Annotated in this window: 21 protein-coding genes; 7 read left to right on the top strand and 14 right to left on the bottom strand. The window is 40.9% G+C overall.

Annotation, left to right across the window (positions count from 1 at the left end; all coding sequences use genetic code 11):
* Positions 1-25 precede the first annotated feature (25 nt).
* On the top strand, positions 26-436 hold the full coding sequence (locus tag WDB87_RS03310; protein WP_443197901.1) for a hypothetical protein: 411 nt from the start codon (positions 26-28) through the stop codon (positions 434-436).
* A gap of 16 nt (positions 437-452) precedes the next feature.
* Here the strand turns inward: WDB87_RS03310 and WDB87_RS03305 are convergent, their stop codons facing one another.
* Positions 453-575, bottom strand: a complete 123-nt coding sequence (locus tag WDB87_RS03305; protein WP_337849025.1) for a hypothetical protein — start codon at positions 573-575, stop codon at positions 453-455.
* Between the two features lie 274 nt (positions 576-849).
* Between WDB87_RS03305 and WDB87_RS03300 the strand changes: the two genes are divergently transcribed.
* Entirely contained in the window at positions 850-1,809 is a 960-nt protein-coding gene (locus WDB87_RS03300) for a hypothetical protein (protein ID WP_337849024.1), read from the top strand.
* A 159-nt stretch (positions 1,810-1,968) separates the two neighbouring features.
* Here WDB87_RS03300 and WDB87_RS03295 read toward each other — a convergent pair whose 3' ends face one another.
* The 3 genes from WDB87_RS03295 to WDB87_RS03285 all read right to left on the bottom strand — a co-directional run bounded on the left by WDB87_RS03295 (position 1,969) and on the right by WDB87_RS03285 (position 10,529).
* A complete protein-coding gene (locus WDB87_RS03295) occupies positions 1,969-6,087 on the bottom strand; it encodes a helix-turn-helix transcriptional regulator (protein WP_337849023.1) in 4,119 nt (1,372 codons plus the stop codon).
* A 348-nt stretch (positions 6,088-6,435) separates the two neighbouring features.
* Positions 6,436-8,019, bottom strand: coding sequence for a tetratricopeptide repeat-containing sulfotransferase family protein (locus tag WDB87_RS03290; RefSeq protein WP_337849022.1), 1,584 nt, complete (start codon positions 8,017-8,019; stop codon positions 6,436-6,438).
* Positions 8,020-8,111: 92 nt separating this feature from the next.
* A complete protein-coding gene (locus WDB87_RS03285; RefSeq protein WP_337849021.1) occupies positions 8,112-10,529 on the bottom strand; it encodes a TonB-dependent receptor in 2,418 nt (805 codons plus the stop codon).
* A 405-nt stretch (positions 10,530-10,934) separates the two neighbouring features.
* On the opposite strand from WDB87_RS03285, the gene WDB87_RS03280 reads away from it, so the two are divergent.
* On the top strand, positions 10,935-12,029 hold the full coding sequence (locus WDB87_RS03280) for an NADH:flavin oxidoreductase/NADH oxidase (RefSeq protein WP_337849020.1): 1,095 nt from the start codon (positions 10,935-10,937) through the stop codon (positions 12,027-12,029).
* A 78-nt stretch (positions 12,030-12,107) separates the two neighbouring features.
* Positions 12,108-13,286: an MFS transporter gene (locus WDB87_RS03275; RefSeq protein WP_337849019.1), complete on the top strand. Its 1,179-nt coding sequence runs from the start codon at positions 12,108-12,110 to the stop codon at positions 13,284-13,286.
* A gap of 74 nt (positions 13,287-13,360) precedes the next feature.
* Here WDB87_RS03275 and WDB87_RS03270 read toward each other — a convergent pair whose 3' ends face one another.
* The 4 genes from WDB87_RS03270 to WDB87_RS03255 form a co-directional block, all read right to left on the bottom strand.
* On the bottom strand, positions 13,361-14,218 hold the full coding sequence (locus WDB87_RS03270; RefSeq protein WP_286249041.1) for an EamA family transporter: 858 nt from the start codon (positions 14,216-14,218) through the stop codon (positions 13,361-13,363).
* Positions 14,219-14,437: 219 nt separating this feature from the next.
* Positions 14,438-15,187: a FadR/GntR family transcriptional regulator gene (locus WDB87_RS03265; protein WP_004587131.1), complete on the bottom strand. Its 750-nt coding sequence runs from the start codon at positions 15,185-15,187 to the stop codon at positions 14,438-14,440.
* A gap of 347 nt (positions 15,188-15,534) precedes the next feature.
* Positions 15,535-16,536, bottom strand: a complete 1,002-nt coding sequence (locus WDB87_RS03260) for a Gfo/Idh/MocA family protein (RefSeq protein WP_337849018.1) — start codon at positions 16,534-16,536, stop codon at positions 15,535-15,537.
* 288 nt (positions 16,537-16,824) lie between these two features.
* Complete coding sequence (locus WDB87_RS03255; protein WP_337849017.1) at positions 16,825-17,841, bottom strand: AraC family transcriptional regulator; 1,017 nt, start codon at positions 17,839-17,841, stop codon at positions 16,825-16,827.
* 102 nt (positions 17,842-17,943) lie between these two features.
* On the opposite strand from WDB87_RS03255, the gene WDB87_RS03250 reads away from it, so the two are divergent.
* Positions 17,944-19,554 (top strand): GMC family oxidoreductase, encoded by a 1,611-nt coding sequence (locus tag WDB87_RS03250; protein ID WP_337849016.1) that lies wholly within the window; start codon positions 17,944-17,946, stop codon positions 19,552-19,554.
* On the opposite strand, the gene WDB87_RS03245 is transcribed toward WDB87_RS03250, so the two are convergent.
* From WDB87_RS03245 to WDB87_RS03235, 3 genes are all read right to left on the bottom strand, one after another.
* Positions 19,549-20,373, bottom strand: a complete 825-nt coding sequence (locus WDB87_RS03245; RefSeq protein ID WP_337849015.1) for a class I SAM-dependent methyltransferase — start codon at positions 20,371-20,373, stop codon at positions 19,549-19,551. The genes WDB87_RS03250 and WDB87_RS03245 overlap by 6 nt on opposite strands.
* 3 nt (positions 20,374-20,376) lie before the next feature.
* Positions 20,377-20,775 carry a hypothetical protein gene (locus tag WDB87_RS03240; protein WP_337849014.1) on the bottom strand — a complete coding sequence of 133 codons (399 nt, stop codon included), beginning with the start codon at positions 20,773-20,775 and terminating at the stop codon, positions 20,377-20,379.
* A gap of 67 nt (positions 20,776-20,842) precedes the next feature.
* Positions 20,843-21,262: a DUF3429 domain-containing protein gene (locus WDB87_RS03235; RefSeq protein ID WP_286249053.1), complete on the bottom strand. Its 420-nt coding sequence runs from the start codon at positions 21,260-21,262 to the stop codon at positions 20,843-20,845.
* A gap of 255 nt (positions 21,263-21,517) precedes the next feature.
* Between WDB87_RS03235 and ahpC the strand changes: the two genes are divergently transcribed.
* Both ahpC and ahpF read left to right on the top strand, forming a co-directional pair.
* Positions 21,518-22,087, top strand: coding sequence for an alkyl hydroperoxide reductase subunit C (ahpC, locus tag WDB87_RS03230; protein WP_286249054.1), 570 nt, complete (start codon positions 21,518-21,520; stop codon positions 22,085-22,087).
* Between the two features lie 156 nt (positions 22,088-22,243).
* Positions 22,244-23,827, top strand: a complete 1,584-nt coding sequence (ahpF, locus tag WDB87_RS03225) for an alkyl hydroperoxide reductase subunit F (protein ID WP_337849013.1) — start codon at positions 22,244-22,246, stop codon at positions 23,825-23,827.
* Between the two features lie 111 nt (positions 23,828-23,938).
* Here ahpF and WDB87_RS03220 read toward each other — a convergent pair whose 3' ends face one another.
* From WDB87_RS03220 to WDB87_RS03210, 3 genes are all read right to left on the bottom strand, one after another.
* Entirely contained in the window at positions 23,939-24,190 is a 252-nt protein-coding gene (locus tag WDB87_RS03220) for a hypothetical protein (protein WP_286249056.1), read from the bottom strand.
* A 16-nt stretch (positions 24,191-24,206) separates the two neighbouring features.
* Positions 24,207-26,234, bottom strand: coding sequence for a hybrid sensor histidine kinase/response regulator (locus WDB87_RS03215; protein ID WP_337849012.1), 2,028 nt, complete (start codon positions 26,232-26,234; stop codon positions 24,207-24,209).
* 347 nt (positions 26,235-26,581) lie between these two features.
* The gene (locus WDB87_RS03210) at positions 26,582-26,803 is read right to left on the bottom strand and encodes a penicillin-binding protein (RefSeq protein WP_286249060.1); all 222 of its coding nucleotides are present in this window, start codon (positions 26,801-26,803) and stop codon (positions 26,582-26,584) included.
* Between the last annotated feature and the right edge of the window lie 38 nt (positions 26,804-26,841).

The following is a 26,841-nucleotide window of genomic DNA, read 5'->3' as shown; positions in this document are numbered from 1 at the left end:
CTAAATTTATAAAGGACGTTTAATTGTGGCAAAAATTGTAGGCAGCTTTTTATTTTTATTAGTACTTTGCGCCAATGTGTTTGCAGCGCAAAATAATGTATTGAACGTTGACCGAGCCATACCAAATAGTATGCAGTTGTCCTTCCCTAACGATAACAATATAACGCCTAGAAAGTCTGACTTTTCAATTTTAAACTATGTACTTATGAGTAACGAAATAGGAGAGCGTTGGGCGGTTATTACCCTTACTAATTTAGCCTCTGGCAAGCGAGAGCTTAATCAAGAACACGTATTAGCGCTGTTTGCAGATGGCAGCAGGCTAACACCAAGTGAATTTAAACTCGGCTTTAATGGCAACCAAACACAGTCGGTAACTGTATCGTTTGCGGAATATAAGTTTCCTATTTTAAGTGTATATTCGAGCAATGATCAGTAACACATTTTTAGATAAGCTAAATGTGTATTAATTGCTTTAGTTTATCGGCACCGGCTCTGCTGGTGCTTAGCTCAGATTTAATATCATCATTTACAATCACCATCAATTTGCCATTAACTGTTTTTGTAATAATGTTCATGGCTATATTCCTTATCAAAATAGGTATTTGGCGTTTTGTTGATAAGGAATTTAGCGAGTTTTTAACCAGCTTAATTAATGTTTATCTGAATCGACATTATTTGCAGTTGAACCGACATAAAAGTGAGTGTTGTGGTGGGGGAAATTAACGCTATTGTATTACTCTGTTTATATGCTTAATGTGTAGTTAAAAGTGAAACGAGTTTAATCAAGTATTTACACTTACAATGGTCAAACGCTAGTATCATGAATTATATAAAAGTCATGGATGATCAATGAATAGCATAATTTTAATATTTTTTTCAATTGCCTTAGTTTTGGCTCCTTCACAGGTTTTAGCTGAGCAACAGCTCCCAACTCAATTTGATGATAATCGTATAATTTTAATCCCGGAACTTATCAGTGGCAAAAAACTCAGATTTTTTACAGATACCGGCGGTGGGTGGAATGCCATTTCAAAAGAACTTCATCAGCAATACAATTGGCCAACAATCATAAAAGTAGCTGATGGCGAAGAGTATACCTTGTCAGAAATGCCTAAGTTTAAAGCAGAGGCAGAAATACCTGTTGGTGGCATTGAAAATTTCATGGCCGGATATTTGTTTATAGCCCCCGAGGCAGAACTATCAAAAGAGCAACAGTTTGATGGATTTTTAGGTGGTCGATGGCACGCAGAAAAAATTATTAAAATTGATTATGTAAATGAATCAATGTTTATCCTTGATTCTCTTGATGAGGTTAACTTAAACAAATTTAAAAAAGTAGAATTAGGTTTTCAAAAAGACTCTCAGCAAAAATACACCACAGCATTTCCTAGAATGAGTATAAAAGTTCAAGGAATAGAGTATCAAATGTTGTTAGATACTGGTGCAACATCAACTTTAACTAATACCGCAAAAAAACAAATACAGAGTAAATCGAATGTGGTTGGTACTTCTTTTATCGCAGCTAGTGTTTTTGATAATTGGAAAGCCAGAAACCCAGATTGGGACGTTATCGAAAAAGCCGAACATGGCACCGAGGAAGCTATGATTAAGGTACCTTTCGTTATTATAGCCGAACAAAGTATTGGACCTGTTTGGTTTACAAGAAGAGAGGATAATAACTTTCATGAGTTTATGTCTTCAATGATGGACAAAAAAATTGATGGCGCATTCGGTGGCTCAGGTCTGAAGTATTTTGACTTAGTGATAGATTACATAGACGAGCATGCTTATTTTAAGGCAGGGCTTTAAAATTTAAACTCGCTTGAGTGGTTTTTAAAGGCGGTTATGAGCGATTACCGGTCGCTTAGACAAACTCGTTTTTGGACAAAAATGGGTTAGAGTGCTTGCTCTAACCCCATTTCTATAGATTAGAAAAAAATATCAAAGTATGTGGCTAAAGTTTCGCTTTTAGCCCTTAACCAAACGTGCTCTTACGTTTACATCTGCATCATGTCTTACAGCGTCATACTCATAGGACTCCGCTATTGCAAACAGAAGTTTTGTTGCAACATAAGGGTGAGAAGATAAAAGTTTTTGGCCAAAAGCTTTGTACTTTTCAGCCAATTCTCTTTCCTGATTTCCACCCTCGCCTGGTGCTCGGCAGGTGGCACCTCGTGAGTTAAACAGGCCAGTACGCATCCCACTCATAATATCTTCAGATTGAATATCTTCAATCACTTCCCTTACTTCTTCACAAGGCCAGATACCATCTTTTCCAACAGCTGAAGAAGAGAGTAGTTTGCCTATACACAAATCCCCGATGTCTGAACGGCTTAGTTCACCGCACGACTCACGAACAGTTGCAATCCACTTCCTTAATCGCTCAGTCTCCAATTCTCCTAGATCATTGTGTCCAGGAATTACAGTAAGAGCTTCGATTAAATGGTAACCTCTGTTTGCTAAATTTTCTTGGTTTTCGACAGGTACTTGGAATTCACTCGGATCGGAAAGCCCATCTTTTCGCTTATAAGCCCACGTTATTGCTTGAACAAAGACTTCAGGATGAATCTCAACATATTTTTCTAAGTTAGGAATTGCATTATCACTTCGATCTCCACTTAACCGCGAAGACAGCATTTCCATATAGGCAAATTCGAGCCCTGCTTTTTCATTCAAAGACAGTTCTGGTGTGGCATTGACTAGCTTAAATGCTTTTCTTACATGATAACTATCAAGCCTATATTGTCCTGAGTCTTCATCTCTTCCTTTAGCAATGTCCGAAAGTAAATGATATAGGACTTTTACATCAAGCTTATCTGGATGATACTGGATACAAGCAAAGGCTGCTCGTGGCCGTTTCACTTCTAATAACCTATGCACCCCCTCGATGTTTTCTTCCTCACAAGAATGGATCCATAAAGGAGCTACTTGCTTCCAGTATAATCGTTCAGCATTAGAGCTTATGCCGTTTACAATTTTCCAAGTAGACTTTCTAAAGGGGGCCATTAAAAACAATTCGACATACTCACTTTCAGATGCGTTTTCCGCCACTTCATGAATAATGGATTCTCGCTCTCTCTCGTCTTCAATAGCTACAATGGCACCTGATATTAAGCTTTGTTGTGAATTGGAGTTGGCCTTTTGGGCTAACGCTATCTTAAAAGCTTGTTTTAGCAACGTAACAAGCTTCTTTTTATCAAGCACAGAATTAGCACAAAGCCATCCAATGTCCCATGAAGAACTCCCTTGACTTGCTAATTCCAGTAACCCTTGAATGCCTTCTTGGTCAGAAATTTCTCTAAGTGCCGCCGTTCTCAACTGTCTCACTTTTTCTTCTCGAGCATCAAAATCCAAGCTGTCAATATCTTCAACTTCATTGGCTGAAGGCTCTAGCCATCGCTGTTGAAATAGCCAACTATGTCTATTCAATAGATCTTTAGGTTCTAAAGACTGGTAGACTGCCTTAGCACTGGCACTAATATCACATCGTTTTACTGCTCGTTTAGAAAACAATGTAACCCTGATTTTTTCACGTAACAGAGCCTTTTCTTTATCTGAAGTTTTGGTTTCGGCCCATTCTTGAATTATTGACCAGATGCGTTCTTGATCGGTTTCGCTTAGATCTCGTAGCCTATCTACTAAATCAGTAAGCATCGAGAGAGAGTAGTCATTGCAGCTCAGAGCTAATGACACCATTTCATCAATGAATGACTTAATTTGATTTGGCTCGCTGATCGGTTCCCCAAATCCATACCCATCTGTTCTCCAGTTAGGTTTGTTGCTGTAGTTACCAATTGTGTTACGTGAATCAAACTGATCGATACATATTTTCCATCCAACATATGGATATTTACTGATGATACGTTTTACTAGCGCTATTCGTGTTTCAAGATTTGCAGCAGTCTGAGGCATCCAAGATTTGAATATAGAAAGCAGAGAGTTGATGGGTTTATTTGCCCAATTATCATCTATCTCGATCTGAGCTAATTGTGCAAGAATCATGACAGCCCTAGGTAGAGTCATAGGATTCCAAGATAGACCTTCCAATGCCCAAAGCAGCCCTGTTCGACTAGGATGGCTGAATGGTCCAGCTCCAACAGGGCGCAGTAATTTTGTTATCGCTGGGTTCTTACTTTTTAAGTCAGACTCCAAAATTGACAAAAACTCATCGGGGGCAGCTTCTGCATACACAGGAAGGTCTCGCTCATGTGCCTCAAGTGCTCGAAGTGTTAGTGGCGAACCGAGTAATTCTTTTACTAGAATAGAAACCTCAGCCGATACGCTGAAATCAATGCACCCTTTAAATAATGTGTCACCATGTACTGATATCAGAACTAATGTTTCAGAAACACTCTCACGAAACACCCCTGAAAATTCGCGAGTTTTGCCGTAAATTGAGGCTGCCCATCTTTTGTCTTCATCGAGATCCAGCGCTGGATTGTCCTCTCCCAACACTATTCTGGCCACATCGAAAAAACGCTTTAAATCTTCACTAGTCAAGACATCGCTAATTGCAAAGAGCAAATCAAGCTTAGAAACAACCCCATTATAACCATCAGTCATCCAAACAGGTGCATCATTTAGTTGGGCTAGTCTTCGAAATTTTCGCTCTAATTGTGAGTATTTTTGCTCATCAGAAATAAGCTCTAAACCACACTTATCTGCTTCATTTTTACTATTCCATGCGCCAACAAACAAGAAAGGAATCAAATCTGCTTTTGTCTGGTGCTCATTAGCCCACAGAGGCAACTTAATAGCTGGAACCGTAGATAATCTACGTCTCAACACTGTTGGTGAACGACCAGACTCGTTTGCTAGACGCTGTGTTTCATCACGATTTTTCCCCATATCTTCCATTGCTTCATTGAAAGATTCGTAGCTAGCTGGTTCCAAAATTACATGGGGTTCAGTATTTAATGCGTTACGTGGGTAAACGACAATCGAATGAAGTTTGTGCGCATAAGGAGCTAGTTCTTGTTCAATTTTGCGATTATGAATAACTGGTACAAACGTTTGAGTACTTTCAGCCAGTCGGGATAATGTCCCTGGTTCATCAAATACTAAAGTTTGATCTCTATAAGGAGCTAATTCAACGCCACCATTTTCACTTAGTAATTGCGATATGAATGCAAGGGCTTCTTCTATGGAATCAGCAGCAATGATAGTTGGCCCTTCTACTGGTTTAGATAATCTTGATAAAATTGTTCGTTTGGATGCTTGAATCGCAGAGTTGAATATTCTTTTTGATAATGGTGGTTCAGAAACATTAGCCCAATCAGCCCAGCATTTGTCTAGAGTTCGTACTCCTTTTGCTGCGACACGCGTTTCATTAGCAAACCATGCTTGAGCAGCAAGAGATTGTTCTAACCATTGCTCAAGATCGCTCGCATCGTAAGCCCGAACATCTCCCCATAGTTTTTCATTTTTCTTCGATTCAACCCAACGACTTTTTCCAGACCAGCGTCGAGGTGTAACAAAAACAAAAGTCATTTCTGCTCTGTCTTTCTCACTCAAAGCTCGAACACTTTTTTCAAAGTCGCCGTCTGCTTTACCTTTGGGATCTTTATTTACTCCAAACTCCCAGCCAGAACGTCCTTTCGGGATCCATGGTGTAGCTTCCTTTGCTTCAATGTATCCATCCCATCCAGGGCGTTCACCATCATCATTACCAGGGAAGTCTACTTTTGTGAATTTAGAGCCAGTAGAGTTAACAAGTATGCGAATAAAAACAGGTAATCGTGTTCTCGCAGATATTGTTGACGAAGCCCATTGCTCAATATCGTTTGATTTTAATTCTAAAAAGGGAGGAACATAGGTTTTGGTAATAATTGGGGTTTCATTTGACGAAGCTTTATTTTCTGTGTAACTGCTTTGCTTTGCGAGAAGCTCTTTGCTCGAACAGTTAAAAACCTTCTCTAGTCGCTTGGCCATATCGGTAGATAGCGATGCTTTACCATTGAGTAAGTTAGAAAGTGCAGGGCGACCAACTCCTAACAATTCAGCGGCTTTTGTTACTGAAGTCCCTTTCGGAATCACTTCGCTTTTAATGTAGGCTCCTAGGTAAGGGAAATTTTCATTGTCTCTCATAATAACCTCTTGCGTGGATATATTTTGATCAAAGTGTAGCGCATAACGCTACACAATAGCCATTAAGGAACTACATGTGTAACGTTAAGAATTGATCGACTTTGCTAGCCGATGCAGCGAGTGGCAATTAGAATTTTTGATGTATTGGATACCCCTCATAACTCATTTTGGGGCAGAAACGAGTTATAACGGAATGGCTGCTTTTGGCACTCTCCAGTAACTCGACAACATAAAAAATTGATAATAGTTGGCAAGGTATTTTACTGTGTCGGATGGCGCTTCGCTTATCCGACCTACACTTACAAAAAGTCGCCTATTTAGATTGTCCCACCGATAAAATAAAAACGCTTATTCAACACTAATACCTTGGCTTAAAAGGTAGTCCACAGCTGCATTAGTATGGGGCTTAAACGCTTTCCAACGGCCAATTGCTTTGTTGTTAAGTGGTTGGCGTACTTGTACTTTACTAGCCGTAGATACCGGTGCGGTGTTTAAGTGAAAGTCTATACACTGCTCCTGCCATTCTAAATTACAAAAGCTAAGTAGCTCTTTTATTTGCTGCTCGGGCTGGGCGACTAGTTCTTCGTATTTTACTAATTTTATATTGCTGTGCAGGGCGCTGAAGTGCTGCATAAGTTTGTAAAAACGGCTATAAAATTTGGCTGTGTCGAGCAAATCGAGCGAGTATGCGTAGTAGGGGTTATTTATTGTAAATAACTGGCGGTAGTTACCGATGCAGGTGTCCATTGGGTCGCGCAGCATACAAATAATTTTAGCGTTTGGTAGGGCTTTAGTTATTAAGTCGATATAAAAAAAGTTAAATGGGAGCTTATCTATAAAATGTTTATGGCTGCCAGTGGTTACGCGAGTGGCATTTAAATACGTCGTCCCAAGCTGATTAAAATCAAGCTCGTAGGCTTTAGTGAGGGTTTGAGTATCGAGTACATGGGGTGTTTGAGTTTGGCTTAACTTTTTAACGCTTAGGCCAAAGTCTTGTAATTCACCGACTGATTGTACGTCGCTGTGGCTAGATAAAATGCGCTCAACCAATGTGGTGCCAGAGCGGGGCATACCTAATACAAAAATAGGCTCTGGCGTTGGGTTACCTTGTGTTAGCGCGTGTTTATTCTGCTCACTTAAATGTTTAATGTGTTCAAATAATGCGGCTGAGCTTTTATGATCAAACGGCTGCATAGCCCGTTTAGCCGCCTTACCTTGCTCTAGGCTTTTAAACGCATCATCAAACTTGCCTACGTCTTGATACTCTTTTGCAAGTGCGTGGCCAATGTGTAATTTTGCATCGGGATGAGTGATTTGCTCAGCTACGGTTTTTAAGCGCGCTATATGATTAGATTGCGCAGTGGCTTTGGTTAAGTCACTTAATGCAAAATGGCTTTGGTGATGCAGCGGGTTTAGCGTAATGGCGCTTTCAAAGGCATTTTGGGCTTGTTCAAATTGGCCTACAAATTTAGCGCTCACACCTAAATTATAATAAAACTGCGGTTGCGGTTTATTTGCATGTTTGGCCAGTTCAATAGCGCAGTTAAAGTAATTTAGTGCGTGTTCATGAAGGCCTGCTTGCGTAAGCGCAACACCTAAGGTATCGGCATCAAGACTTTTTTTTATTTGCTTAATGGGTATGGCTAAAGCGGTATTTTTTGCTTTAGCAAGTTCACCTGTTAATGAGTAACATTTTGCAAGTTGGGCGCTGTATTCAATGCTTTTACCAAAGCTTAGGGCTTTTTCAATTAACTTTATGGCTTTGTGTATTTGCCCAACACGTAAATTAACCATGGCCAGTAAAAAATACCCATCGGCAAAGTCGTTTTTTTGAGTAACCAATTCAACTAAGGCTTTATGAGCAAGCTCAATATTGCCTTGGTTTAAATGTGTAATTGCACTTTGGTGGAGTTGTTTTAAATTTGGCTGCATTGTTTAATTTTTATTATTTAGTTGCGCGTGAATAAAGAAAAAAGGCTCAAATAAATTTGAGCCTTAACACATTGTTTAAAAGTGACTATAAATTATATTTCAAATTTGTAGTTAAATTTAACACCTACTGTTAGTGGCTGATTTACAAAGTGACCGTAGTTACGTTGTATGTCGGCACCGTTTGCAGTTGTTATGTCAGCATCTGAGCGACGAACCGATGTAAATGCATATTTGTTGAATAGGTTATCAACATATAAAGTAGTCGACCACTCATCGGCTGTTAGCTTAGCAGATATATTGCTTAAGCTGTAACCTGGCAGGGTTTCGCCATTGTCATGCAAACCTACTTTTGAAAGTACATCGCTTTGTGCGGTTAAACCGTAGTTAATATCAAGGGTTTTATCGCTAAATACATCTGTTTGATAGTTTACACCCATTGAGAACTGATGCTCTGGCGAGCCTGGTAAACGGTCGCCGTCTTCTGCGCCGTCTGTGCCATCAGCATTAAACAAAAATGGTGCGTCTGACGTTAGCTCTGCTTTTGTATAAGCATAGGTTGCATACACAGTAAACGAGTCAGATAAAATGGCACGGGTAGATAGCTCAATCCCTTTTGCGTTTGCACTACCTGCGTTAGATAAGTACGGGAGTTGGCCTACATCTGTTGCGCCTGCAATTTGCGCATCATCCCAATCTACATTAAATAAAGCAGCGTTAAAGTGTAATTGGCTTCTAAACCAGGTGCTTTTAAAGCCTAGCTCGTAGTTTGTAGTAGTATCTGCAACAAAAAGCCTTTCGTCAGCGTTACCACACCCTGTTTGCTGGTTTTCAGGGATAGGATCAGGGCAAACAGCTAGAAGGTTGGAACCGCCAATTCTAAAGCCTTCACTTACTGTTACATAACCCATTACTGAGTCAGTAAACTGGTATTTAGCATTAAATTTGAATAAGTTACCGTTATCGCCTGCTTCGTCTTTTTCATAAGCAACTGTGATTGCATCAGGGTCTGCATCGCCATAAAGTGTATTTGCAAGCGGGAAGTCAAATGCTGCTTGCGCCTCTACATCGTATTCGTAAAAACGTGCGCCAATGGTAACATCTAATTTTTCGGTAACTTGGTAGCCAACTTCGCCGAATAGCGCAGACTCAGTGACTTTACTTTTTGTAAGCTCTAAGTATTCTAATGAGTCAGGCCTTAGCTGCGCGCCACCAAAGTTATCAACAGCGAATTGGTCAAACCCAGGCGTAAACTCTCTGCTTGATGCTTCGGTTTCTGTTTTGTTGTAAAAGCCACCCACAATCCAGTTAAAGTCGCTATCGCTTTGCGATACTAAACGAAGCTCTTGCGTGAAGGTATCTTCCTCGTCTATTTCACGTGTGAAAGATGAAAACGCGGGGAATTCTTCGTAGCCGTAATCAAGACGAATAAGTAAATCGGTTTGGTCACGTTGGCCGTCTGCATCAAAGCTTGAAATACCTGTAGCCGATACTAGCTCTGCAAAACCTAAATCGGCTTTTAGTTCAAGGCTTAGTAATTGATCTTCTTTTTCGCGCGGCTCTTCATAACGATAAGCCGACTCGTATTTACCTACAATATCGCTTAAACCGTTATCATCGTTTAGACTGTTGTAATGAACAATTGAACGGCCTTCGCTGTCTTGGTTTTGATAAAAGTAGTTAAGTGTTCCTTCAAATGTTTCGCTTGGTTTGAAGCGAACTGAAATACGCCCTGTAGTGGTGGTTTCGCCGTTTGCGTCTTTTACATTTTTTATATTGTTGTTTACTTCCTCGGCGTTGCTCCAATCAGGGTCTGGGAGCGATACACCTGGCTCACGTACTGTGTAAGCATAATCAATAAAACCTGGGTCTTCGTATACGTTTAAGCTTGCACGTACTGCTAATTTATCTTCAATAATTGGCAGGTTAACAATAAAGCCACCTTCGCCGCCTAAAGAGTCACTTTCTTGAGTTTGAAATAGGTCACCAAATACTTCTACCGAGGTAAAATCAAGCTCTGGCTCTTTAAGCATGTAACGAATTGCGCCGCCTAAAGTACCAGCACCATATAATGTACCTTGTGGCCCAATAAGTACTTCTACGCGTTCTATGTCTACCAAGCGCATATCAACTGACACTGGAATTTCGTTAACGTAAGTAGCTACTGTGCCACCATCTGATGATGGGCCTGACGAGTTTGTGTTTAAACCACGTACAATAATAGGCGAGCCTGAGCGACCACCTTGATCGGTAATTGTTAAACCAGGCACCCAACGCGCTACATCGGCAAGTTCGCCAATGTTTTGATCTTTCATTACATCGGCATCAAGTGCGGTAATGTTTAGCGGTGCATTTTGCACCGAGCCGCTGCGCCTTGTTGCTGTTACTTCGATTACTTCGAGCGATTTGTTTTGAGCTATGACTTCTTCTTGCGCCACTGCTGAATTAGAAAATATAAATGCGCCAGAAACTGCGCTCGAAATAGCCAAGGTTAACAAGCTTGGTTTAAACATAAAAAGTGATCCCCAGTTCAAATGTTTTACATTAGTAAATTAAGTGAATAGTTTAGCAGGGAGTTAGGTGGCTGGGAATGATAAAACTGAATTTTAATTCACTTTTTTGGAATAAATATAGATAAAGTGACGGTAAAAAATTATATAAATAGCTATTACATCCAATGTGTTGGCTAAATAAGGTACAAATAATGTGCTTTTCCTCATTGAGCAAATGTAAATAGCCATTCATGTTTATTATTTTGTAGTAATTGTGTTGTTTGTTAATACAAAATTTGTAGGTCTATTTTTCAGTGGTTTATTTAATTTTTAGCCCTATAAATTTTTAGTTTGATCCCCATTGTTCTTAGTTATCGTAAGCTACTTCAATTCGCACATGTGTGCGCGCATTTACAGGATTACATTATGAGTCAGTTATTCTCAAAGTTAAACATAGGGCAACTCACCTTGAACAACCGCATTATTATTGCGCCTATGTGCCAGTACTCAGCCAATAATGGTGCAGCCAGTGATTGGCACACTATTCATTTAGGACAGTTAAGCTTAAGCGGGGCAGGGTTACTTATTTTAGAAGCTACAGCGGTTAACCCTGAGGGGCGTATTAGTTACGGTGATTTAGGGCTTTGGAATAGCGAAACCCAGCAAGCACTAGGTAAAAGCTTAAAAGCTATTAGGCAATACAGCCCCATGCCAATTGGTATTCAGCTAGCGCACGCTGGGCGTAAAGCATCTACAGAAAAACCATGGGATGGGGGGGGCGCATTAAACCCAACGGATGAAAACGGCTGGCAAACACTTGCGCCTTCAGCTGTTGCGTATGACGATAATAGTCCAGTGCCTAAAGCCATGAGCCAATCCGACATAAACACATTAATTAAAGACTTTGTTAGTGCCGCTAAACGCGCTGACGAGCTTGGCCTTGATTTAATTGAAATACATGGCGCGCATGGTTATTTGTTACACCAGTTTTTATCACCACTTTCAAACAAGCGTGATGATGAATACGGCGGCAGTTTACAAAACCGTATGCGCCTTGTGATTGAGGTGTTTAAAGCAGTAAGAGCTGAATTTGCAAGCCATAAACCGGTAGGTATTCGTATCTCTGCGACTGATTGGGTAGAAGGTGGTTGGGATTTAGAGCAATCTATTGAGCTTGCTAAAGCGCTTGATGAACTTGGCTGCGATTTTATTCACGTAAGTACAGCGGGTTTAAGCCCAGAACAGCAAATACCTGTTAAACCAAATTTTCAGGTGCCATTTGCAACCGCTATTAAAGAGGCTGTGAATATGCCGGTTATAGCCGTAGGTTTAATTACCGAGCCACAACAAGCCGAAGATATTATTAGCGAACAGCAAGCCGATGGTGTAGCACTAGCACGAGGTATATTGTATAACCCGCATTGGCCTTGGCATGCAGCAGCTGAGCTTGGCGCAACTGTTAAGGCGCCAAAACAGTATTTGCGATCTAGCCCGCATGGGCAGCCTTCACCTATTAAGTAACTTACATTTTTACATTTACCATGGCTACCCACTGCATTATATGCAGTGGGTTTTATTCGTTAAAAATTAGAGTGTTTCATGAACCAAGCAGCTACACAGCCAGTGCAAATAAGTAATATATTAGTGAGTATTATTGCACTGTGCTGCGGCCTTATTGTGGCAAATATTTATTATGCTCAGCCTATCATTGAGTTATTAGCGCCCGATGTTGGCTTAAATGCGCACAGCGCAAGTTTTATTGTGTCGCTTACACAAATTGGTTACGCATTGGGACTGTTTTTTTTAGTGCCATTGGCTGATTTAGTTGAAAACAAACGCTTAATGCTCATTACCTTAGCTATAACATTTTTAAGTTTAATAGGCGTAGGCTTGGCGCAAAGCCCAAGTGTAATGCTGCTATTATGTTTATTAGTTGGGGCAAGCTCTGTATCGGTGCAGGTATTAATACCGCTTGCTGCGCATTTATCGTCAGATGAAAAACGTGGGCAAGTCCTGGGTAATATAATGGCGGGGTTGTTACTGGGTATTTTATTAGCCAGGCCAGTTTCGAGCTTAATAGCCGATCATTTTGGTTGGCGAGCTGTGTTTTACTTTGCCGCAGCCTGTATGGCATTTATAGCCAGTGTTATTTATTTTGCGATACCAAGCAGGCAACCGACACAAAATACAACCTACTTTAAGTTATTAAAATCGCTTAAGCAGCTAATAATACAGCAGCCTGTGCTGCGCCAGCGAGCGCTGTATCAGGCGCTTATGTTTGCCTCCTTTAGCTTATTTTGGACAAGCGTACCCATTGTACTTGCGCGAGAATATACCCTATCGCAATCACAAATAGCTTTGTTTGCTTTAGTTGGCGCAGCAGGTGCTATAGCAGCCCCTATTGTAGGGCGTTTAGCCGATAAAGGTTATACACACCAGTTATCGTTATTGGCGAAGGTGATTGCCACAGTGTGTTTTTTACCTAGCTTATTTGAGTTACCCAATGGGATAATAATTTTAGCTTTAACAGGTGTGTTTATTGATTTTGCTGTGCAAGCAAATATGGTGCTGGGTCAGCGAGTGGTATATTCATTAGAGCCACAAAGCCGAGCTCGCTTAAACGCCATTTACATGACCAGTATTTTTGTAGGCGGGGCGCTTGGCTCGTTAATGGCAAGCCCACTATACGAAGCTGGTGGCTGGGAAAGCGTAGCGTTAGTGGCAGCAGGTATGCCTGTTATATCACTAGTAGGCTATTTAATGACAAGTAGAAAGTAGCGCGATACAGGTTATATAGAATTTGTTATTTAAAAGGCCAGCGCAGTTATGTGCTGGCCTTTATATTGAGGCGATTACTGTTTTTTAGCACTCGAAAATGAGCTACCCACCGAGGCTATAATCACCAATAAAATAGCTAACCATTGCCATAAGGTTAATAACTCGCCAAGTATTATAAAGCCTGCCAAGGCAGCAAATGCAGGCTCTAAACTTAGCATAATACTAAACCCTTGAGCGGGCATATTGCGCAGGGCAACCATTTCAAGTGTATAGGGCAATGCACTTGATAAAATAGCAATGCCAATGCCCAGCGGTATAACACTCCATGTAAACGCACTGCTTTGTAATATGCCGCCATAAGGTACAAGTACAATGGCTGCAACGGTCATACCCAAAGCGACCGTTGCGCCGCCCGAGCTTTGCGTGCCGGTTTTTTTGCCAAATAAAATATAGGCTGCCCAACAGGCACCGGCACCTAGCGCAAGTACTACGCCTATTGGGTCTAGGCTTTCTTGACTGCTCATATCGGGCAGTAACAGTAAAATACCCGCAATGGCACACGCCACCCAAAATAAGTCGCGCTTAGCGCGTGAGCTAAATAACGCCACAGCGAGTGGGCCGGTAAATTCAAGCGCAACACCAATCCCTAAAGGGATACGGTCAATGGCGTAATAAAATAAAATGTTCATTCCGCCTAGGCTTAAACCGTACACCACAATTGATAACCGATTACCTTTAGCTGGCAGGTGTTTCCACGGTTTAAATATTAAACATAATATAAGTGCAGAAAAGCCAAGCCTAAGTGCAGTGGTGCCTTCGGGGCCAACAACAGGAAATAACTGCTTAGCAAATGAGGCGCCAGATTGAATGGTGATCATTGCTAAAATTACGCACACAAGCGCGAGCAAAAAGTCTTTAGTGGATGATTGCATTGTTTTCCTTGGTAACAATCGCCGAGTTTTGCGCAGTGTATCTGTTTTTTATTGGCTAAGTAATAGCTTGTAAGGCATACAAATTAAATTTCGGAGGGAGTGACTAATATGTGCGATGAATTTGCGTAACTGCTTATGCATAACCAAATGCAAAAGCTGAGCGCCTTAAAATAAAAAAGCCAGCGAATAGCTCGCTGGCTTATCAACGTTTAGGTTGTTTTAATGTGTTTTGCTAGCACTTTTAACTAAGCCATCTAAAGAATATAGGCCACGTTTTTCATCATTTTTACGTTTTATCTCTTCAAGCGCACGCGCTTCTACTGCGTCAAATAATGCATTAATTAAACGGTTAAAGTGTTTATGCATTGCGGTACGTGCGGCGCTTGCGTCGTGTGTTTGCAGCGCATTATAAATAGCGGTGTGCTCATCCATTACGCAATCGTTATTGTTTTTACACACGCTGCCGTAATCAGCCACAATTTGGGAGTTGTTAAGGCGTAAATCCCACAAATTTGCCACCGCATACTCAAGGGCTTTGTTACGTGTAGCACGCGCTATTATTTCGTGAAACTCGCGGTCTGCTTGTTCTACATATAAGCCTTTTTCCATGGCTATTAGCGTTTGCTTTAATTGAGCTAGTTCTTCATCGGTGATTGATTGAGCGGCAAGTGCGGCTATTTCACCTTCAATGAGTGCGCGAGCTTGGGTTAGCTCAAAAGCGCTGATCTCTTTTGTTTTTACAGATGTTTCTTGTTGTTCTATTACATAAACGCCTGAGCCGGTTTTAACCTCTACGCGGCCTCGTACTTCTAATGCAATAATAGCTTCACGAATTGTTGGGCGGCTTACGTCAAACATGTCGGCAAGTTCTCGCTCTGGTGGTAAACGACTCCCAGCAGAAAACTCTCCTTGGTTTATCAAAGCTTCAACTTTATCAACAATGCGCCAAAATAAGCGACGGTTTCCCATATTCTACCTTTATTACCTTAAGGAATAGTGGCTAATAGGCTCAAATAGCCTAAACCTACTGTTATTAGCAGAGGTTACCCCAAAATTCACTATTATGTCAAAATTCTAAAGTGATGTAACGGTCATATAATATTATAAATGAGTGTTAACCTTTTTATGTTACCAATTTAGTATAAATTTTAATAATTGGCTAGCTTGATTGGTCATGTTTTTGTGTGCTAAGTTAACTTTGCTCTTTTATATAAAGGGTAGTTAGGGCACTTTGTTTGGCTTTACCAATAAAAATAAGTAAGCCGACAATTTTAAATCTGGCCCTAACCTTGATTGCCCACGGATGGGGGTCAACTTTAGTCCGCTGTAGCGCTATTATCATTAGGGTAAACTACCCCGAGCTGTTTTCTTGCGGTATCAAGTACGTTCATTACGTCGCGGGCAAGTTGATGTGTATTAACATCTGACTCTAGCTTTTGCGCGTTTATGGTTTGCATAAAGTGCGCAACTTCGTACTTCATAAAGTGCTCATCAAATTTATCAGAAATAACCTCAACCTCCCCGTTATTAGCAACAAACTCTATGTGTTTTAACTGCGACACGGCATGTATTCGTAAGCGTCCGCGCTCACCTTGTATTTCGGTTATGTTGTCGCCTTGAGAAATTTTAGAGTAGCTAATAACGGCTTGTTTATCATCGTAATTTAATAATACGTCGCCTGCGCCATCTACGCCTGTATCTAATAACACACCACTGGCACTCACGCGCTGTGGAGCCCCCCAAAGTGCTATAAGTATATAAAGCGGATAAACGCCTAAGTCGAGTAGAGCGCCATTGGCAAAGTCGGGTAAAAAGGTATTTGGGCGTTCGCCGTTTTTGTATTTATCGTAACGTGATGAGTACTGACTGTATTGACCAATAAACTTACGGGGTTTGCCAATTTTACTAAGCGCATTTTTAAGCCGCGAAAAATTTGGCAAATGCGTGGTCATCATTGCTTCCATATAGAGGCGTTTATTAGCTTTAGCTGCAGTTAAAATAGCGTCTAGCTCTTGGCTGTTAGCGGCTGAAGGTTTTTCGCCTAATACATGCTTGCCTGCTTCAAGGCACATTACTGCATATTGTTTGTGTAGGCTATTTGGCGCTGCAATATACACCGCATCAACATGGGGGTTTTGGCATACCTGCTCAATTGAGGTGAAAATCTCTACATTAGTATTTGGGTGATTAGATAAAAAGGCTTCACCGCTCGATTGCTTGCGTGAGCACACACCATATAAATTAAATGCAGGTAGCGTATTTGCTGCGCTTAATAGGGTATCACTTATAAAATTTGTACCGACAATGACAAAGTTCATGCCTGCTCCTTAGCTTAAATAATAAGAGCCGCTACTTTAACATTTTTTTTGCTCTGTATGCTTTAGGGCGTGTTGACCTTTGGTGGTTGAATTTACAGCAGTATGTTTGGTTTTTAGGCAAGGCAGAGCCTATGTAGTGTGGTTATTCCCCATAAATAGGCGATAACGCAGCATAAAGACCAAACATGCGCTGCCCTATGGGTTCTTTCTAGGGACGATTGACTCTTTGTTGCTCCATTTTTACTTAGCCCACTAGGTTACAAACCTCGCGCCGCGATTAAATCGCCCCTAGATTGAATAAATTTCAATCCACAAAGTTCGACACGCCCTAGGAGAATACCCAAACCAGCGTTTAACACTTGCGCATAAGGTTGCTTGCTCTTGATAACCTAAAAGCATTGAAATAGCGCTGATAGAGTATTGTTTTTGACGCAAATAATGGGCTGCTAACGCGCGTCGTGTGGTGTCTTTGAGTTTTACAAAGCTGGTGTTATGTTTAGCTAACTCACGGTGCAAAGTACGCGGGTGCATATTAAGCGCCTCGGCAATAGTTTGGTTTGAACATTGGTAAATAGGCAGCATAGGCCTTATTAGTGCACTTACTTGGGCAGGTAATGACTGGCTATGTTCGTTGCGTTTGGCTAAAAAGTTAAAGGCTGCGTCGGTTTTATTAAGGTTGCTGTGGTTAAGCTTTATTGATAAGTCTGCTTTGTTTATTACAATGCCCGCACTGTTGCGGTGCTCTATTACTTTACAGCCAAAATAGGTTTGGTATGCGTGTGTATTAGCTGCCAGCTTTTGCGGTAAAAACACAGTGCTTGGCTTGCACTGATTATTACTTAATTTTTTAATTATGCTCATGGCTAAACCTAGCGTGAGCTCTATGGCTTGATTTATTTGTGGCAGGGGCCTTAGGTTAAATTCAAACGATAAAAATAAGCTCTCGTCATTATCTAATGAGTGCGTTGTTAAGCACAGTGCGGGGCTGTGTAAGTGTAAATATTTAACCACCCAGCCAAGCGCCTCTTCTAAATTAGTGCCACTTTTAGCGGCTATGGCTATGTGGCCTAAAATATCAAAGTTTTGTTTATTTGCTAGTTTAAGCCCAAAGCTTTGGCAGTTGAGTGTGTGGCTGCAGTACTCTAATAAATTTGCATAGCTCAAATAGGGCAAATATTGGTTTTCAAGGTTACTAAAGTCGACATTGACCTTACAGGTTTCCATTACGCTTGCTGGGTCTGCGCCAAGCTCTTTAATTAACGAATCTATTGAATATAAAGAGGTGGCACGTATTGGGCTGCTCATACACTGGTGCTGTAAATTAAAGAGGATGTCTAAAAATATCAAGTTTTGTGACGTTAATCTATGCACTATAGTGCTTTAATTAGTGACGATTTAAAGGCACCTATGAGTAACCATACGTTTGATTATATTATTATTGGCGCTGGTAGTGCGGGGTGTGTGCTAGCAGCACGCTTATCAGAAGATGAGCAGATCAGTGTATGCTTAATAGAGTCGGGCGGTAGCGATAAGAGCGCTTTTATACAGATGCCGGCGGGTATCGCAGCAAGTGTGCCATATGGCATAAATAGTTGGCATTACAACACGGTACCGCAAAAAGCCCTTAATAACCGATGTGGCTTTGTGCCGCGTGGCAAAGTACTTGGCGGGTCTAGCTCTACAAATGCCATGGTTTACATACGCGGCAATAAATTCGATTACAATAACTGGGCAAAAAATGGTAACCCAGGCTGGGACTACAACAGTTTATTACCCTATTTTATAAAAGCCGAAAACAATAAAACGTTTAATAACGCGCTACATGGAACAAAAGGGCCTTTGCATGTGCAAGAGCTGACTAAGCCAAGCATGGTAAACACTTGCTTTTTAAAAGCGTGTATTGAGCAAGGAATACAGTTAAATGACGATATAAATGGCGCTGAGCAATATGGAGCGCGGCTTTCGCAGGTTACGCAACATAATGGTGAGCGCTGTAGTGCTGCAAAAGCGTATTTAACACCACACTTAAATAGGCCTAACCTTAGTGTGTTTACCCACAGCCACGTTAATAAAATTATAATCAAAAATAAGGTTGCCTACGGCGTAGAGCTTGAGCGCGACGGTAAAACCACCACTTTAATGGCCAAAAAGGAGGTGCTTTTAAGCGCCGGTGCAATTAACTCGCCGCAAGTGTTAATGCTGTCAGGAATTGGCCCTAAAGCGCATTTAGCAGCGCATAACATACCACTGGAACATGCACTGGAAGGAGTCGGGGCTAATTTACAAGATCACTTAACCGTGGTGCCTTTGTGTAAAGCGAATACAGCAAAAGGCACCTTTGGGGTAAGCGTAAAAGGGGCTGCAAGTATTATTAAAGGGTGTGCGCAGTGGTTTAGTAAACGCTGCGGGGTATTAACCAGTAATTTTGCTGAGTCGCATGCGTTTATTAATGTGTTGGATAATTCGCCTGCGCCGGATATTCAACTTGAGTTTGTAATCGGGCTGGTGGACGATCATAGCCGCAAGGTTCACCTTGGCCATGGCTATAGTATTCACAGTAGTATTATGCGCCCAAAAAGCCGAGGGACAATACGGCTTGCCAATAGCAACCCACGCAGTGCGCCGCTTATTGACCCTAATTATTTAAGCCACCCTGATGATCTATCGCTTATGCTTGCAGGGCTTAAAAAAGCGCTGCGTATTATGCAAAGCCCCGCCTTTGATAAAATTCGTGGCAACTTTGTTTACCCGCTCGATGTAAATAACGACGCCCAGCTTATTGAGTTTATTCGCCAAACAGCCGATACCGAATATCACCCTGTTGGCACCTGCAAAATGGGCACCGACAACATGGCGGTGGTTAATAACAAGCTACAAGTACACGGGGTAGGAAAGCTAAGGGTTATTGATGCCTCAATTATGCCAACCATAGTAACAGGTAATACAAATGCGCCTGTTATTGCTATTGCTGAAAAGGCCGCTGATTTAATTAAATTAAGCTATAAAACGGGGTTATAAAGTGTGGCTGTAAAAGTCAGTAAGCCACGCCTGCCAGTCATCTTCTAGTTTAAGCATTTGTTGGTGCTTTTTAGCGTTAAGGTGTTTGTTTTCATCTTCGGTGGCAATAAAAGGGCCTACCCGACAAAGCGAGCAGTGATTTTCACCTAAATACGCTGGCTTTGTAAGGTGAGCGCTTAGTTCGTTTGTGTGTAACGAGATTACTTTAGGACTAAACACATAAGTGATGCCGCTGGTGTCTTTTACATGTTTATCACGGTCTACATTTCTTATTTTGTAGCCATCAAATTGGTTTATATCAAAAGGCATTTGGCCCGTGTATTTAGCCTCAAGGCCAACACTTAAGCTGCCTTCAATATTCCACTCGCGGTAGGGCTTTACATCTTTTGAGGTGATGTAGCAAAGCATAGGCCCGCTTTTGTCGAGCGCATAATTGTTAGCATATTTAATAAATTGATGAAGTAACGCACGATTAAGTACGTTCATGCTGGTTTTTTGGGTGTTGCTTTCAAATGCTTCGCGCCCTACAAAGGCAGGTATAAGCGGAAACTGAAAAATAACCACATCAAAGCTGTGTTGGTGGGCGGCTAATTTTTGCCAACACGAAGGATTAGTTACATCAAAGCTATTAATAACCTCAACATTACATTTTTTTAAGCTATTGAGCGCATTATGTTGGTATTTTTGCTCTATGATTTTGGCGCTATCATAGGTAGATGCGACTAACTTTGCCGGTTTTATATGGTTAACCACCGCATGTGAGAACGATAGATCGCCATCGCCTACGGTGAGAATTCGCCAATTAGGATTTAAATACATAGCTTAATTAGGTGTGTGAGAGTTTTGATCTGAACTTTGCGTGTTTTGTGCTGTATTAGCACCATGCAAACGATGAAACGCAAGGCGTGTTTTGAGCCCTTCAATGGCTATTTGTTTTAAAATTAGATTAAAGGTAATTAAAATAGCAAACACAATATGAACAGGGCCATGTGCAAAACCTGCTTCGGGGTTATAAAGCGTAAGCCCAAACAGCATAAATAACACAACTAACAGTATTTCTATTAATTGATTTGAGTAAAAGCTGAGCCGGCCTTCATTTTTGTGATCTTTTTTAATGCTAATAGCGCAAAAAAACGGAATAACTTTAATTTTAAAAGCGGCGTTTTTTTCTACGTAGTTTTCGCCAAGCTCGTTAAGCTGCTGGCGTAGTGTATCAATCATGGTGCGTCCTTAAATAGCAGTGCGCGGATGTTACACTATTACGCCTAGTAGGTTAAGCAGCGCAAGGTTATTTTGGGTAAAGGCTCATACCAATGGTGAGTATGTGACACACAAATACCACCGAGGTAAGAATAAAGCGCATTTTTTGATAATCACGATGGTAGGTTTGCCATTGCGGTGTGGCTTTTTCAAATATAAGAACTAACCAAAAACTTGCCCCTAACCAGGCAAGCGCCCACTCCAGCGGAATAAACGATAAAAATGGTACGGGTATAACAGGCACAACCGCTTTAATTGCATCGCTGTAACTTTGCGTGCCAGCGCGCCATAAATTGCCCGCCATAAATGCCAATATGGCAATGCTGTAAAAAGTAAAAAACTCCAAATTAACGCTATTACTGCCAAACATAAGCGGCCACGCTACACAGCCCAAAAAGGGCAGTAACCCCAAATAGCCTAGTTGAATATGATTAACAAATTTTTCCATTACAGCATGCCTTATATTTGTGTTTTTTTAAGCTCCGCTATTGTAGCAGTATTCTTAGCACTTACAGATAATAAATCGTGTACGAATAGAAGGGCGGGATAGTTCAATCCTAAAAATCGATTGTTTTAATCTAAACAATCAATTTTATTTAATTAATCAATGGGCTTATTGTATTAATCAAGCCAACGCGAAAGGCCACACATTTTGGCTGCGTTGAGTAACTTTAAAACACTTTAAATATAAATGAGGAATACTATGAGCACTTCATTGATCAACACAAAAATTCAACCTTTTAACGCAACTGCATACCACAACGGTGACTTTGTAGAAGTGTCTGAAAAAGACGTACTAGGTAAGTGGTCTATCTTCTTCTTTTACCCTGCAGATTTCACATTTGTATGTCCTACAGAGCTTGGCGATGTTGCTGATTACTACGAGCAACTACAAGAAATGGGCGTAGAAGTTTACTCAGTATCAACTGATACTCATTTCACGCATAAAGCATGGCATGACACGTCAGACACTATTGGTAAAATTAAATTCCCAATGATTGGCGACCCAACTGGTCGTATTACTCGCAGCTTTGGCGTTATGATTGAAGAAGAAGGCCTTGCACTTCGTGGTACATTTGTAATGAACCCTGAGGGCGAAATTAAAGTAATCGAAACTCACGATTTAGGTATTGGCCGTAGCGCTAAAGAGTTAGTACGTAAAGTACAAGCTGCACAATACATTGCAACTCACGACGGTGAAGTTTGCCCTGCATCTTGGCAGCCAGGTGAAGACACACTTGCTCCTTCACTAGACCTAGTTGGTAAAATCTAAATACAGGTTTATCCACTGTTATAAGGGCAGGTAACTGCCCTTAAACCAACATCATTTCGTTTGTTGGTGCCTCCTATCTCAACTCGGACTCATTAGCACATGCATTAGTTGGCATGGGAGGCTTGCTGTTTAAATTTTCCTAAAAAGGGTTAAGCCATGTTAGATAACAACATCAAAAATCAATTAAAAAGCCATTTTGAATCGCTTACTCAACCTGTTGAGCTGCTTATTGCCTTGGATGACAGCAAAAAATCAGCAGAAGTAGAAAGCTTAGCAAACGATTTAGCCTCGCTAAGTGACAAGTTTACAGTAGTGAACAACCCAGATTCGAGCGCACGTCGTCCATCTATGGTTGTGCATTCACCTGAAAAAAATACCCACATTACGTTTGCTGGCGTACCTATGGGTCACGAATTTACAAGTTTAGTGTTAGCGCTTTTACATACTGGCGGGCACGCAAGTAAAGCTAAAAGTGAAGACATTGAGCAAATACAATCACTCAATCAAGAACTTAATTTTGAAGTATACATAAGCTTAAGTTGCCAAACATGCCCGCAAGTAGTGCAGGCGCTAAATACAATGGCAGCAACAAACAGCAAAATTAAAGCAACCATGATTGACGGCGCACTCTTTCAAGACGAAGTAGAAGAGCGCAACATTTTAGCAGTACCGGCTGTTTACTTAAATGGCGAGCCATTTAGCCAAGGTGCATTAAGCCTAACTGACATATTAAACAAAGTAGACACTAAAGGCGCGGCTAAGCAAGCTGCAGCACTAAGCGAAAAAGACGAGTTTGATGTGTTAGTAGTAGGTGGCGGACCTGCGGGTGCCTCAGCCGCTATTTATTCTGCTCGTAAAGGGTTAAACACGGGTATAGTTGCCGATAGATTTGGTGGCCAAGTTGCCGATACGTTGGCTATCGAAAACTTTATTTCGATTAAAGCCACTGAAGGTCCAAAGCTTGTTGCTCAGCTTGAAGAGCATGTTAAAGAATACGATGTAGATGTAATGCATAACCAACGCGCAGCAGGGCTTGTTCGCGGTAGTAATGGTTATGAAATTACCCTTGAAAACGGGGCTACTTTAAAAGCTAAATCGCTTGTTTTAGCAACCGGTGCACGCTGGCGTGAAATGAACGTACCCGGTGAGCAAGAGTACCGCGGTCATGGCGTAGCTTACTGCCCACACTGTGATGGCCCGCTATTTAAAGGTAAGCCTGTTGCCGTTATTGGTGGTGGTAACTCGGGTATAGAAGCGGCAATCGACTTAGCTAACATTGTAGAGCATGTAACGGTACTTGAGTTTGCTGACACGTTACGCGCTGACGAAGTACTTATTCGTAAAGCGAATAGCTTAAGCAACATCACTATTATTAAAAATGCGCAAACCACTGAAGTAGTAGGCGATGGTAAAAAAGTAACCGGACTTAATTACACTGACCGTGTAACAGGCGAGGAAAAATCATTAGCACTTGCAGGTATTTTTGTACAAATAGGTTTGATCCCTAATACCGAATGGTTAAAAGAGAGCGACCTTACACTAAGCAAGTTTGGCGAGATAGAAATTGACGCTAAAGGCGCAACCTCATTACCGGGCGTTTACGGTGCGGGAGACGCGACAAATACGCCATTTAAGCAAATCATTATTGCAATGGGTAGTGGTGCAACAGCAAGCTTAGGGGCGTTTGATTACTTAATTCGCCATAGCGAGCAAAGCAACCAAGAGCAAAATGCAGCTTAATAGGCAAACCTTCTCTTGATGTAACAGCAATAGGTACACCCAAAAGCTGTTTGTTAACCCAAGCCGCCCTCTCCAAAGGCGGCTTTTTTAATGCTTATAGCAATATACTTATTAATCGCAGCCGCCAGAATCCCCACCGCAATCATTATCAGAATGTGATTTATTACTAGCAAAAACTGAAGAGTCGCTGTATGTATAAGTTGAAGAGCCACGTGATGCTTTACCACTGATAAACGTAACTAATAACAATACGCCTGATACAATAACGATCGTTATTGATGAACCCCATTGCCCTGTAGAAATGCCTTTAAATATGGCAAAACACAGTACAATAAATAGTAATGTTCTTATTATATTTTTCATTTTATATCCTTACTAGTTAAAGCGAGTTTACTTTAGTTGTATGTTCTAAGGCGTTAGAAAGCGCTTTTTCTATGTGCGGAAGCTTAAATGGTTTAGAGACAAACATATCCATGCCTGCTTGCTGGCAAGCTAGTTTATCTTGCGAGGAAGTGTTGGCTGTAAGGGCTACAATGTAGGTGCTTTCTTTAGGGCAAATATGTTGCGATCTTAGTGTTTTAGTGGCTTCAAAACCATCTAAGATTGGCATAATGCAATCCATAAAAATAAGGTCGTAATGCTTTTGCTTGCACTTAAAAATAGCGTCTTGGCCATCGATGGCGCAGTCAGCTTTTACGTTTAACTTATCAAGAGAGGCATCAAGCACACGGCGGTTTATATCGTTGTCATCAACAATAAGCACACTAAGTGAGTGACTGTTTAGCTCAATTTTTGACTGGGTGTCGTCTATTATTTGCTCTTTACCAAGCTCTAGCGGAATATTAATATTGAACGTTGAGCCTTTTTGTAACTCACTCGTCACCGTTATTGTGCCACCCATGTATTCTATCAGCTCTTTTATAATTGCTAGACCAAGCCCTGTGCCCCCTTTATTGTTTTTAGCGTCAACCTCTTGTGTAAACGGCGAAAATAAAGACTCTAAAAAGGCGGGGGTCATGCCTCGGCCAGTATCAGAAACTGTGATACCAAGAGATAACGCGTCGTTATTATTAATAAGCTGTGTTTTAAGTTTTACATGGCCTTGCTCGGTAAATTTTAATGCGTTACTTAATAAGTTAGAGGTAATTTGGCTCAGGCGTGTACTGTCGCAAAAGGCCCAGCAGCTATCATCAATCGTATTTTCTATGATTAGCTCAACATGGCTGTCTTTAAATAACGGGGTATATAAAGAGGCTAAATCACTAAATATAGTTTTAAGCAGTACATCGGTTGGTTCTAGTTTTAGCTCACCATGATTAATTTTAGAAAAATCGAGTACTTCGTTGATAATATTAAGTAAAATATCAGCGCTGCGTAGCGCTATTTTTATTTTCTCGTCTCGTTTCTCAGTATCTTTTTCATCTATAAGGGTGGTGAGCATGCCGGTTATACCATTTAGCGGTGTGCGTAACTCGTGGCTAATTTTAGCAAACAGCATACTTCTATCTTCTAACATATGCTCTGCTTCGGCTTTTTTCTTTTTAAGTTCTTCTCTAAGTAATATGGATTCGGTAATGTCTTGAAATGTACCAAATAATCTTATGCAATTACCTTCATGAAACTCAGCTTCTCCAAAGGTCGAAATCCAAATTTCTTGGTTTTGTGCAGTGACAACCTCAAGCTCTAAATCCCATTTTTCACCTTTGGTTTTGGCGTTTTCTACTGCTTGATTTATGGCGTCTCTGCTGGCGCCTTCTTTGTAAAACTCAATTGCATTATCAATGACGGGCAGGTAGTTGTCGGCGACTTGGTGGATACGTTTAGTTTGGGTGCTCCAATAAACTTTGTTTTCGATTAAATCGACCTCCCAAGTGCCGATATTAGCGATGTTTTCGAGCTTAGAAAGGGTATAGCTATTTTTTAAAAGTTGCTCTTTGGTGTCTATTTTTGCAAATTCAGAGCCTAGCCATTGAGCAAATAACTCAATGTAATCATAGGCTTCGTCACTAAATGCAGTTGACTCGTTAGGTGATGAAAAGTTAACAGTACCAAAGGTTTTGTCAGCTACTTTTATAGGCGCACCAATGTATGACTCAAGTTGAAAATTGATGTAGCAAGGGTGAGTTGCAATCGAGCTTTGTGAAGCTTTATGAAACGAAAGCGCCGAGCTTGCAGATAACGTATGGACACAATAGGTGCCATCTAGCTCAAATTGTGTACCGGGCAATAAGGCGTTATCGGGTGTTAGAGCATGCAATACTGTGTACGTATTGGCGTCTATTTTACTAATTATTGCTATATCAAGGCTGAACACTTCTAAGCCAAACGCGAGTAGGCTTTTAATTTTAGAATTAAAATCCAGTGTTTGGTCTGAAACTATATCGTGAAAACGCCTTAAAAAGTTCACCGCAATTACCTTAATTTTATTTTTATTTCTTTATATGTATCGACTGATTGGCACATTTATTTATACGTTTTTAACAGTTTATACTAACAGGTGTAAACTATTGAGTAATTTATAATTATTTCCCATAAATTGGCGTTAATGTAGCATTAATGCCATACAGGTGCAGGCCTAAGGGTTTTGCCCAGGGGAATTTACTAATTGTTATTCGGTTTTTACTTTGCTCACTAAGTTACAAAGCTCACGCCGCGGCTAAATAGCCTAAGTTGAACGAATTTCATCCTGAATGGCCAGCAGACCCTAGTTTAATTGTCTAGCATAATTAGTATAAATAGCAAGATTTACCCCATTTAGTACGTTGAATTAGGCGTGTATTCTGGGTTTATATCGCCGCCGACTTCTTCAGGGTCAACATCGTTTATAAGTAACACTTCACGCACGGCTTCTATGTGATCAAGTACGGTTTGATAACGCTCGCCATACTCATATTTTGTTACCTCAATGGCCTGTGGCATATACGTAAATGCAATTTTTAATGCGTGTAATGCATCTGGGTTGATTTTTTCGCTCATGATTTTCCTCTAATTAAGCGTAAGCTATAGCTAACCTG

This window comes from Pseudoalteromonas sp. C12FD-1, from assembly GCF_037414265.1.
GTDB lineage: Bacteria > Pseudomonadota > Gammaproteobacteria > Enterobacterales > Alteromonadaceae > Pseudoalteromonas.
This window is presented reverse-complemented; position numbering and strand designations above follow the sequence as displayed.